11 protein-coding genes and 1 pseudogene are annotated in these 9,979 nt (G+C 66.9%); 7 read left to right on the top strand and 5 right to left on the bottom strand.

Annotation, left to right across the window (positions count from 1 at the left end; all coding sequences use genetic code 11):
• Nucleotides 1-187: 187 nt before the first annotated feature.
• Together ACFTZB_RS37925 and ACFTZB_RS37920 are read left to right on the top strand one after the other, a co-directional pair.
• The gene (locus ACFTZB_RS37925) at nucleotides 188-667 is read left to right on the top strand and encodes a PAS domain-containing protein (RefSeq protein WP_378439897.1); all 480 of its coding nucleotides are present in this window, start codon (nucleotides 188-190) and stop codon (nucleotides 665-667) included.
• A gap of 329 nt (nucleotides 668-996) precedes the next feature.
• Nucleotides 997-2,431 (top strand): annotated as a pseudogene (locus tag ACFTZB_RS37920) (IS1380 family transposase).
• A 296-nt stretch (nucleotides 2,432-2,727) separates the two neighbouring features.
• On the opposite strand, the gene ACFTZB_RS37915 reads toward ACFTZB_RS37920, so the two are convergent.
• The 5 genes from ACFTZB_RS37915 to ACFTZB_RS37895 form a co-directional block, all read right to left on the bottom strand.
• Nucleotides 2,728-3,615, bottom strand: a complete 888-nt coding sequence (locus ACFTZB_RS37915; protein WP_378439895.1) for a SigB/SigF/SigG family RNA polymerase sigma factor — start codon at nucleotides 3,613-3,615, stop codon at nucleotides 2,728-2,730.
• Nucleotides 3,612-3,890, bottom strand: coding sequence for a hypothetical protein (locus ACFTZB_RS37910; RefSeq protein ID WP_378439893.1), 279 nt, complete (start codon nucleotides 3,888-3,890; stop codon nucleotides 3,612-3,614). Before ACFTZB_RS37910 ends, ACFTZB_RS37915 begins: the two co-directional genes overlap by 4 nt.
• Nucleotides 3,887-4,030, bottom strand: a complete 144-nt coding sequence (locus ACFTZB_RS37905) for a hypothetical protein (RefSeq protein ID WP_378439891.1) — start codon at nucleotides 4,028-4,030, stop codon at nucleotides 3,887-3,889. The genes ACFTZB_RS37910 and ACFTZB_RS37905 overlap by 4 nt, the downstream gene beginning before the upstream one ends.
• A gap of 691 nt (nucleotides 4,031-4,721) precedes the next feature.
• A complete protein-coding gene (locus tag ACFTZB_RS37900; protein ID WP_378439889.1) occupies nucleotides 4,722-5,156 on the bottom strand; it encodes an STAS domain-containing protein in 435 nt (144 codons plus the stop codon).
• 1,355 nt (nucleotides 5,157-6,511) lie between these two features.
• Nucleotides 6,512-6,910 (bottom strand): lipopolysaccharide assembly protein LapA domain-containing protein, encoded by a 399-nt coding sequence (locus ACFTZB_RS37895; RefSeq protein WP_378439887.1) that lies wholly within the window; start codon nucleotides 6,908-6,910, stop codon nucleotides 6,512-6,514.
• A 693-nt stretch (nucleotides 6,911-7,603) separates the two neighbouring features.
• On the opposite strand from ACFTZB_RS37895, the gene ACFTZB_RS37890 reads away from it, so the two are divergent.
• The 5 genes from ACFTZB_RS37890 to ACFTZB_RS37870 all read left to right on the top strand — a co-directional run.
• Nucleotides 7,604-7,774, top strand: coding sequence for a hypothetical protein (locus ACFTZB_RS37890; RefSeq protein ID WP_378439885.1), 171 nt, complete (start codon nucleotides 7,604-7,606; stop codon nucleotides 7,772-7,774).
• Between the two features lie 519 nt (nucleotides 7,775-8,293).
• Nucleotides 8,294-8,746, top strand: a complete 453-nt coding sequence (locus ACFTZB_RS37885; RefSeq protein ID WP_378439883.1) for a phage holin family protein — start codon at nucleotides 8,294-8,296, stop codon at nucleotides 8,744-8,746.
• A complete protein-coding gene (locus ACFTZB_RS37880) occupies nucleotides 8,743-9,012 on the top strand; it encodes a DUF3618 domain-containing protein (protein WP_378439881.1) in 270 nt (89 codons plus the stop codon). Before ACFTZB_RS37885 ends, ACFTZB_RS37880 begins: the two co-directional genes overlap by 4 nt.
• Nucleotides 9,013-9,184: 172 nt before the next feature.
• The gene (locus ACFTZB_RS37875; RefSeq protein ID WP_378439879.1) at nucleotides 9,185-9,370 is read left to right on the top strand and encodes a hypothetical protein; all 186 of its coding nucleotides are present in this window, start codon (nucleotides 9,185-9,187) and stop codon (nucleotides 9,368-9,370) included.
• 117 nt (nucleotides 9,371-9,487) lie between these two features.
• The coding region (locus ACFTZB_RS37870) for an SDR family NAD(P)-dependent oxidoreductase (protein ID WP_378439877.1) at nucleotides 9,488-9,979 on the top strand (492 nt) is incomplete at its 3' end.

The raw sequence follows: 9,979 nt of genomic DNA, 5'->3' as shown, positions 1-9,979 counted from the left end.
GGCCGGCGAGTAGCAGCCTCGAGGGTTTCCGTATCGCGTTCACTGGGTAAGCAGTTGCGCCCGTCGGGTCCGGTCGTTGGTGGGCTGTCCCGCCTCACGTAGTCCGGTAAAGGGGTGCAGGTTGCGCCATCACCGGCGTGGGTACACGGACTTCCAGCAGTCCCGGTGGCGATGAGGAGCACGTGTAGTGGAAGATCAGTCGGTTCCCACCATGACCTGTACCCGGCCGAACGGCCGTCCCGTCCTCGCCCCGGCAGTCCGGCACGGCACGGCCGCCGCGCCGTGCCGCGCAGAGATGCTGGAGGCGCTGTTCGCGGCGTTGCCGCAGCCGCTGTCTGTGTTCGATGATCAGCGCCAGGTGCTCTTCGCCAACCCCGCGTCCGCCAACCTGGTCGGATATCGGGTGGAGCAACTGGTCGGTCACTACGAATGGTTGTTGTTGCCATCCGACACACCTCGATGGCGCCGATTCCTACGAGATACACACGGCAGCAAAGCCTCTCGAGCTGCATTCTTCCGGCTCCACCACCGCAGGGGCGACTGGCTGTGGGTCCGAGCCGCGGCATCCGCGTTCACGGTCGGCAAAGCGCATCTGACCGCGGTGACGTGGCAGGACTGCATCGAAGACCTCGGCGAGGATCCGCGGACGATCTTCGCTGGATCCTGAGGCGATCCGATATCGATCGTGACGGGCATCCGACGACGCGTGATCGCAGGACCGCCGGCGTACAGGCAGGGCGAGGAGAAGATACCTGCAACCTCCAAGAATTGCCCGGCGCCGCGCACGGTGAGATAGAGATGAGGGGAACGTCTCCGAGACGTGCGGGGCGCTCCGCCAGGAGAAATCCTGGTGCACGGGTGTAAGGAGGTTTAAGCCCGGATGCACCGATTCGGTTGGGGTGGCGAGCGGGTCGTAACGACGAAATGCCCTGCCGTAGTGGAAGAATCGATCTTGTCTAGGGATCAGTTCACACCACACCGGAGGGCATCTCGCAGATGCAACTATCTCATACCCGGCCCGTCGCCGCGGCGAGGTTCGACGACCCGAATCTGATGTCGACCGCGGGGCTGGCCGAAGGTGATGGCATTGGCCCAGGCCAGCGGCCTGCTCACCCTCGCCGATCAGTACCTGAGCGTGCCGACCGACAAGGGTGCCAACCCTGGCTACAAGGTCGGGTCCCTGGTCGGTGGGATGGTCGCCGGCGCCGACAGCATCGCCGACCTGGGCATCCTGCGGCACGGGGCGATGGGGACCGTCTTCGACCGCCCCTATGCACCGTCGACGCTGGGATCGTTCCTTCGCCAGTTCAGCTTCGGGCACGTCCGGCAACTCGACGCCGTCGCCTCGCGATTCCTGGGCGCTCTCGCCGACCGAACGCCCCTGGTCGGTGGAATCGACACCGGACGGATCCTGGTCGATATCGACGATTCGATCATCGAGGTGCATGGGCACGGCAAGCAGGGGTCCGGCTACGGGTACTCCGGGGTCCGCGGGTTGAACGCCCTGCTCGCCACCGTCACCACGGAGACCGCTGCGCCGGTGATCATCGGACAGCGATTGCGGCGCGGGGCGTGCGGCTCCGCGCGTGGGGCCGCCCGGATGGTCGCCGATGCGCTGGCGACCGTCGATCGGCTGTGTTCCCAGGTCGGCGGGGCGAGCGGTGGCGGGGCGCCGAAGGTGCTGGTCCGCGGCGATTCGGCGTTCTATGGCCATCCGACCATTGGGGCCGCGATTCGCGCCGGCGCCGATGTGTCGGTGACCGTGCGTCTGACCGCCACCGTCAAACGGGCGATCGCATCGATCGACGACGACGAGTCCGCGTGGACGCCGATCGAGTACACCGACGCCGTCTACGACGAGGACACCGATACCTGGATCTCGCGGGCCGAGGTCGCCGAGATACCGTTCGCGGCGTTCGCCTCCCAGAAGAAGGCCCATCAGATCCCCGGGCGGCTGGTGGTGCGCCGGATCCCCGACCTGCGACCACCCAAGGACCAGGGCCAGGGCACGTTGTTCGACGTGTGGCGGTTCCATGCTTTCTTCACCACCACCGACCACGACGACCTCGGTACCGTCGACGCCGACAAAACCCACCGTCAGCACGCCGTCATCGAGCAGGTGCACGCGGACCTGAAGAACTCCGCCCTCGCGCACCTCCCGTCGGGCCGGTTCACCGCGAACGCCGCCTGGCTGGTCTGCGCGGTGATGGCCTTCAATCTCACCCGCGCCGCCGGTACCCTCACCGGCGATCCGAAGCTGACGAGGGCGACGACCGGCACCCTCCGCCGCACCATTGTCTCGGTCCCCGCACGCGTCGCCTCCTCGGCGAGACGGTTGACGCTGCACCTCCCGCAGAACTGGCCGTGGGAAACAGCGTGGCGCATCCTGTTCGACAACACCTTCGGTTGCACACAGCCGATCCTCGCCTAACGCCCGCGACACCTGCCCGCCCTCGACGCCAAAGCCTCAGTGGAACAACCCGACACGAGAGGTCGGACGCTCAACCATGCCCACACACCGTCCCATGCCACCCAACGAAACTCGCAGCGATCAGGCCAGCGAATCGGTGCATCCGGGTTAAGGGGTGAAGGTCTCTCTGAGCAATTCCGTGGGGTCCTGAGGTTCGGCGTCGGGCTCTGTGGGCGTGGACAGGTAGCGGCTAAGTGTGTCCAGCAGGGTGGTGATGGCAGCACGCATACGTTGTGTCTCTGGTCCTTTCGTGAAGGTCAGTCGAGTTGGTCGCGCATGGTGTGGAGTGCCCGGGACAGGAGGCGGGAGACCTGCATCTGGGACACGCCGACCCGAGTGGCGATCTGAGTCTGCGTGAGGTTGCCGTAGAACCGCAGGACCACGCAGGTGCGCTCGAGGTCGGGTAACGCGGCGAGGGTGGGTCGGAGGGTGACCTGGTCGTCGACGCGCTCGAATGCGAAGTCGTCGCTGCCGACCGTCTCCGACAGCAACCGGTCGTCGGATCCGGCTTCGAGGGGGTAATCGGTCGAGAGGGTGTTGTAGGCGTCGGCGGCGCGCAGACCCTCGGCCACCTCTTCCCTGGTCAACCCCAGCGCCGCACTGAGCTCTCCCGCGGTCGGGGCGCGGCCGAGCGTGCGGGTCAGGTCGGCGGAGGTGTGGGTGAGGGCGAGATGGCGTTCCTTCAATGCCCGCGGCACGCGCAGTGACCAGGTGGTGTCCCGGAAGTGCCGTCGGATCTCTCCGGTGATGGTGGGGACCGCGAAGGCCACGAAGTTCGCGCCCTGCCTTGTGTCGAACCGGTCGACAGACTTGACGAGTGCGAGGCGGGCGACCTGTTCGAGGTCGTCGAGGCTCTCCCCCCGGTTCCGGAAACGTCGGGCAATGTGTTCGGCGAGCGGGAGACAGCGTTCGATCACTCGCCCGCGTAGCAGCTGCCGACGCGGATCGTGCGGATCCAGTTCGGCGATTTCCGCGAAGAGAGGGTACGCGTCTTCGTATTCGTCGCGTCGGCGGCTCGGGAGACGGTCGTGGGTCGCTGCCGGTTCGGAAGCGGACACGACGGTGAGTGGCCGGGTGCGCCGCTCAGGGTGGCCCGGTGCGGGCGGGGTCGACGGCGAGACGGGCGCAACGACGGCTACGGTCATGATCGGGCCCTTCCATCGGAGCGAACGTCATGGAGCGTGTGGGAGATGAGTCGGCGGTCGTGGACACCGGGTTCGGAGTTGGGGTCTTCGAGTTCGGTGACCGCGACGATCAGGCCGACCGAGCCCAACAGCGCGACGACGATCTGGGCGCCGAGGGCGCCGAGGCCGAAGACCCCTCTGGTGGCCGCCGTACAGATCAGGGTGCAGATAAGCAGGGTGAGACAGCTCGCGATGAGCGCGACGGTCGACCGACGCACCCGCTGCGGTGTCGTCATGAGGGCAGTCCGCTCAGGAGGGTGGCAGCGCTCAGTGCGAGCGTGGTCAGCAGGCCTGCCACGATCACCGGGCCGCTGCCGCTGTGCAGCACGAGTGGCTCGGCGTCGAGGGCGGTGCAATCGGTGTTCTGGACGGTCATCGCGTTCTCCTTTCGTCCGGTGAGCCCGCGAGGACGGTGCCGGTTGGGGTAACAAATCTGTTTTCGTGACGATAGATTTGTTCTACAGTGTGAACGCGGGAAGCTCAACCCGAGAACGTATATTCCCTGGATGCGGGTGCGTCCTGTCGTGGCGGAACCGATCAGGTGCGCACTGATGATGTGCGTGGACGGATTGGTAGCTGCCGGAGTTGGTGGGATCGGGAATTTCGTAGCGCTGCACCCCATGTTGTGCGACGTCGTCGGATTCGGGCCGATCGGTTCAACTTGCGTGCGGGCGGAAGCCCCGATTCCTGGGGTGTTCTGTCTCGGGCGGAACCGGCGGCGGGGTCAGTGGTTCCCGGGACCGGCGCAGGGTTTCGGACATGATCCGTTGCCACCACAGATCCAACGGACTCGGATCCGGCCACCGGATCGGGTCGTCGTCGAATCCAATATCACGGCTATGGTTGCGGTCGGGGTCTTCGTCAATATGAGGCACGATCTGCATATCCTCTCGGTCCGACGCGCAAAGGGGCCAGGTCGCCGCCGGCCGGCGACGGGTTACGGTGCGACCCTTCGGGCCGGCGTCCGGCCGGGGTGAGCATCTTGGTCTACGGGTGCACAGGCGTCTCGGGTGGGTGGTCGCGAACTGAGAGGTCTGTGCGGGAGCAGGTGGTCGCGGGTGGGTGGATCAGATAGGGGAAGGGGGACTTGATGTGGGTGACGAGGCGGGTGGGGTGTGGGTGCGGGCGGCGCGGAATGCGTCGGTGACGGTGGAGTAGCACCCGATGGTGGCATCGATCCGGGTGCGGTGGAGCAGGCGCCGGTGTGCTTCGTCCGCCGCGACGGTCAGGGCGCGGTGATCTCGACCGAGCTCATCGGCGGCGGCGATGAGGACAGCGAGGGCGGGGCAGCCGAGGAAGGGTACGTCGAGCCGGTCCACCACGACCCCGGGACCGGGGTGGTGGGTGGCTTGGTGCAGGCAGGCGGCCAGTATCGGGGCGCTGACGATGTCGATGTCGCCGCACACGGTGAGCATTGCCGGTCCGTCGCCGGTCTCGTCGATCAGGATCTGCATATCCGCGGGGCGGTGTGCGACGTTTCCGTTGCCAGCTTTCGTCGCCATCATTTCCCCGACAGTGCTTGTGGCGAAAGATGTTTCAGTCGGGGAAAGCGGGTGAGTGGTCATGGTGTCCTCCCGGGCTGGGGGCCTCCGGGGAACCGGTACTCGGGTGCGTGCCGGGATGAGGGGCGCGAGACCGAGTGAAGTTGTTGTCCCGGTGTTGGCTGGGGCCGGTGCTTTTTCCGGGGCTGCTGGCTCAACCTCTACAGATGACGATAGCCCGGTTTGATGAGAACGCAACCAGCCGCGGACGCCGCTGAATGGGCCACCTCGCCGCCGGCCCCGTTCCCCCGAGGTGACGGCTACGACAGGAGGCCGTCAGGTAGGTTCTTGTGCATGCCATGGCCGGACGCGGTTGTCGGGACGAAAAGTGCTGATACAAACATTGTTTGGTTTCGCACTGTCGGGGCGAAGTGCCTCGCGCTACCGCACGCCTCGACGTCCACGACGGGGCACGTGTCTTTTCCGGCCGGCGGTCAGCTGTTCGGCGAGGGGCAACCGCGGTCTCGTCGGATTCGGTGACTCTGGGGGGCGTCGTCGTTGGCCATGGCTGCTGCGTCCTCATGTTCTGGGGTGTTCGGGCCGGCGTGTTCGCCGCCTCTTGCGCCCGTGCGGGTCGGGCCGTCGATCGGCGGATGCGTCGGGTGTGGCGGGCGCGCTCGGCGTCGGACATGATGTCGGTGTCGGTGCCGCTGTAGGAGGGGCGATGCTGCCACTCCTGGTCGATGGGGTGGTGCGAATGGTCGAGCACGGTGGAGCGGGTCGCTTTCGAAAGCCGAACGAGGTGGCGATTTGCCCGGGAGGCGCGGGCAACAACGGGGCGACGATCGGGCGGACGGTCGCCGGTTGTGCGTGGCATGCCGATGAAATGCGCGGCCCCGGGGGTGGCCCTGTTGAAAAGCGCAGGGAATGGAACGGGTTGGGCACCACTCCTGCTGTAGGACTCAAAAACGATGTGCGGCATGACCTCTCGACACACCGTGGGTACGCTCGTGGACATGCGGACGTGGTCGCCGTCGAGAATGGAAGACCGGATCCGGGACTGCAAGGCGGTGTGCCGACGCGTCCACAGCAGTGGTCGTATGAATGCGTCGATGCTTGGCTCGACATCGGTGAGACCGGGCGCAACCCCGGATGCTCCATCCGCTATGTCGCCTGGAAGGGCGGGTGCAGGGCGTGCTGCCAAGCGTAACGGCGCGGCATATGTCGATGGAAGGAATCGCTGAAAAGAAATTGCGGCTTCCACCGATGTGCGCCGCAGACAGCTCATCGGCGCGGCCGATCACCGCGCAACACAGTGCCGCGGCGCTGACGTCCGGGGTGTGGCAGAGGCGACCGGGATCTGCCTCGGTCGAACCTCACGAGTGGGTGGTGAGTGCGCGTTGCCGGTTCGCGGCGTGGCGGAGCTGCAGGATCCGCACGCCGCCGGCGAACGCGATGATGATCGCGCCGGCGATCGCGGCGAACAGCAACGCCACGCCCAGCGGCAGGGAGAAGTCCCACCCGAACAGCTCCAGGGTGATGCTGTCGAGGTTCTGCAGGATGAACACCAGTAGCAGCACCAGGATGAGCACCCCGACGACGAGGCCGGTCCACAGCGCGCCGGTCCGGGTGTGGGTGATGCCCTTGCGTCGGGCGAGGTCGGGATGGAGTGGCGCGGCCGCATCCGGGTCCGGTGTCGTTCCCGGTGGAACACCGCCGCGCCCCGGTGCCGGCGAGGTGTCGGTGTTCGGGTCAGTGGGGTTCGTGGGTGCCATGTGTGGTCGAGTACCCACCCGCGCTTTCGGCTACGCGGGCACGTCGGCTCGTGGCTCGCGGTCGTGCGGAGTCCCTCGAACCGCTGCGCCGGATCACCCGTGGTCGACGGGGCAGCTGTCCAGCGTGGGGCGGCGTCTGTGGCGGCGCCGAGCCGTTCCCGCGCCGCGGCACGGGGTGGTGGCGTGTGTGGTGACCGAATCCGGGTACACGGGCGCTATGCCATCGACTTCCGCCGCGCGTGCCCTTCCCCGAGTGCTGGGTGTGCTGACCGCCGCGTACAGCGCCGCGATCATCGTTTCACCACGCATTCTCGCCAAACCCTGCAAACTCATTCGCGTCGACGGGGGTGTCCCGCCCGAGGTTGCCACCATGATTCGGGCGGTGGGGGTGCCGGCGCCAAGGCGAAGGTCGCCGGTTTCGCCGCGGCGTGGGGAATGCTGTGCGCCTACAGTGGCCGCCGCAGCGGACAGCGGTAGCGTCACCTGCTCGGGGTCGATTCCGAACCGTCAGAATTGCTCTCCCGGTATGACTTCCGGCGATGGTGTTGGCATGCGGTACAACAGGTCCTGTCAGTACCTGCGGGGAGGGATCGGCGGGTGCGGAGGGTATGCGAGCAGGCGGGTGATCCGGTGTGGGTGGGAGGTGACTGCGGACACGGCTGGTGGGGTACTCCGCCTGGAGGCGGTGATCGTATGACTACTCACGACTCGATTCGGCATTGGGTTGCCCAACAGATGCATCTCGACATCGGTACTGCCGAGCAGGCCGAGCTCGCCCGGCTCGATGCGGTCACCGAAGCGGCGGAAGCGGGGTATGTGCGCATGCTGCTGCGACTCCGCGACTACCGTCCGCAGGTCGGATGAGCAGATCGCCACCAGCAGGGGCAGACCGCCGGTGCCGGACTCGTATTGTTGGCCGCGGTCACTCGGACGGAACCTGGAGGGACATCGTCCCGCAGGAGCCGGCCGCGGCCGTGGCTGCCGGGGGTGTCGATGCGGAACCATTCGAGCTGGTACTTCGCCCCCGGACCCGCGGACGTACGGTGGCGGCTGGTGTGGGCTGTTCGCGCGTACAGTTCCGCGGCGCAGGAGGGGTAGTTGGTGATGTGCCACAAAACATCCGGGTTACCGGGGTGGGGAGGAAGTCGGGTTTCTGCGCGAGTTCGGTTCGGCCGTCAAAGTCTCGGCTGGCGGTCGGGTACGCCGCAGCAGACCGGAGTTTGGGATTCCGGGGCGATGGGCAACCGGGATCGAACCGGACCCACCGGGAAGACGGTGCCAGTCGCGCTGTCGAAGACCCAGGCGGCCCAGCTCGCAGGCGAGCCGAAGCCGCGATTCCCGTCCGAGGTACCACCTCGTCGATGCCGTAAAGGAGTGACGACCATGACCCACACCGACCATCCCCGATCAACCGTGGAACGTACCGGCGAACCGCCGGGCGCCGCACATCAGATCGAGGACCTGTCCACGGTGCAACTCGTCGAACGCCTCACCGAACAGGTGAAGGCACTCGTCCAGACCGAGATCCGTCACGGAATCGTCGAGATGAAGGACAAGGGCACCCGCTTCGGTGTCGGTGCGGGACTCTCGGGTGCCGGACTCGTGATCGTGCTGTACGGGCTCGGCGCGCTCGTGGCCACCGCTGTGCTCGGACTGGCCACGGTGCTCGACGCGTGGCTCGCCGCCCTCGTGGTGGCGATCGCTCTCATCGTCGTGGGTAGCATCGTCGCCGCCGTCGGCGGGCAACGGGCGAAAAAGGCGCTGCCCCCGACGCCGGACGACACCAGGCGCAGCGTCCACCGGGACGTGGACACTGTGAAGGAGAGCCTCCGATGACCGCACCGCACGAGTGGACCCCGGACGGTGACGCCCTCGCCGCCACCGCCGAACGGCAGCGCGCAGAATTGGCCACCACGGTGGACGCCCTCGCCCGCAAGGCCGACGTGCCTGCCCGCGTGAAGGCAGGCACGCGGCACCAACTCGACACCGCCCGGCACGAACTCGCGAACGTGCGGAACAAACCACGACTCGCAGCTCTGCTCGGTGGCCTGACCGCTGGCGTCGTCGCCCTGATCGTCGTCCGGCGCGCACGCCACCGCTGACCGGGCTGGAGACAGGAAACGACACGGGGACACGGGCACGCGAGAACTCCCGCACTCGCCGACGGCATACGAAACACATCAGGGGCAGTGAGGAACACATGCCCGCGTCCGCATCTGGGGCGGATTCGCCGCTCGTCGATTAACCCTGCCCGTTCGTGGGCATTCGGACGGCATGGCAACCTATCGAGTACTCGATCCCACCGGTACCGTCGTCGAGACCAAGGACATCGAGAGCGCGGATGACGCGCATGCCTGGTTCGTCGACGTCCGTGCCGACAACAGTGAACTCGGCTGGCGGATGGAAGTGCAGCACACCGACGGGTGGTCGTTCTTCGACGACACCGAGGGCGCCTCCTAGCGCGAACGGTTTGCGGCAGAACAAGTCCGGCGCTGCGGGTGCCCCGACACCACATGCCAGGACCGCTGTCTTCGAGTGGCTCATGCGAATTCGGTAAAACCGAGAAGGGGTACGAGAATGGCCGACCAGTACGTGCGCCGGGATCCGACCACCCAGTACCCTGCTCCCGATCGCGAGAATCAGCCGGAACTGCAGCACCCGGGACTGACCTCCCAGATGGTGACTGTCCCGGATCACGGCGAGAACACCTATCGAGGAAGCGGCCGCCTCGACGGCCGCCGGGCACTGATCACCGGCGCGGATTCGGGCATCGGACGCGCGGTGGCACTCGCGTTCGCGCGGGAGGGTGCCGATGTCGTCGTCAGTTGCCTCGACGCGGAGGAGCCGGATGCGCAGCAGACGAAACAATTGGTGGAAGCAGCCGGCCGGCGCGGCGTCGTCGCAACCGGGGACATCACCTCGGAGGAGCACTGCCAGACTCTCGTGGATCTGACGGTCCGTGAACTCGGCGGTCTGGACATCCTCGTGAACAACGCGGCCTTCCAAATGGTCCAGACGGGCGGCATCGCGGACATCACCACCGAGCAGTTCGACCGCGTCCTGCGCACG

This window comes from Rhodococcus sp. NPDC057014 (assembly GCF_042673295.1).
In the GTDB taxonomy this organism is placed as follows: Bacteria; Actinomycetota; Actinomycetes; order Mycobacteriales; family Mycobacteriaceae; genus Rhodococcus_F.
This window is presented reverse-complemented; position numbering and strand designations above follow the sequence as displayed.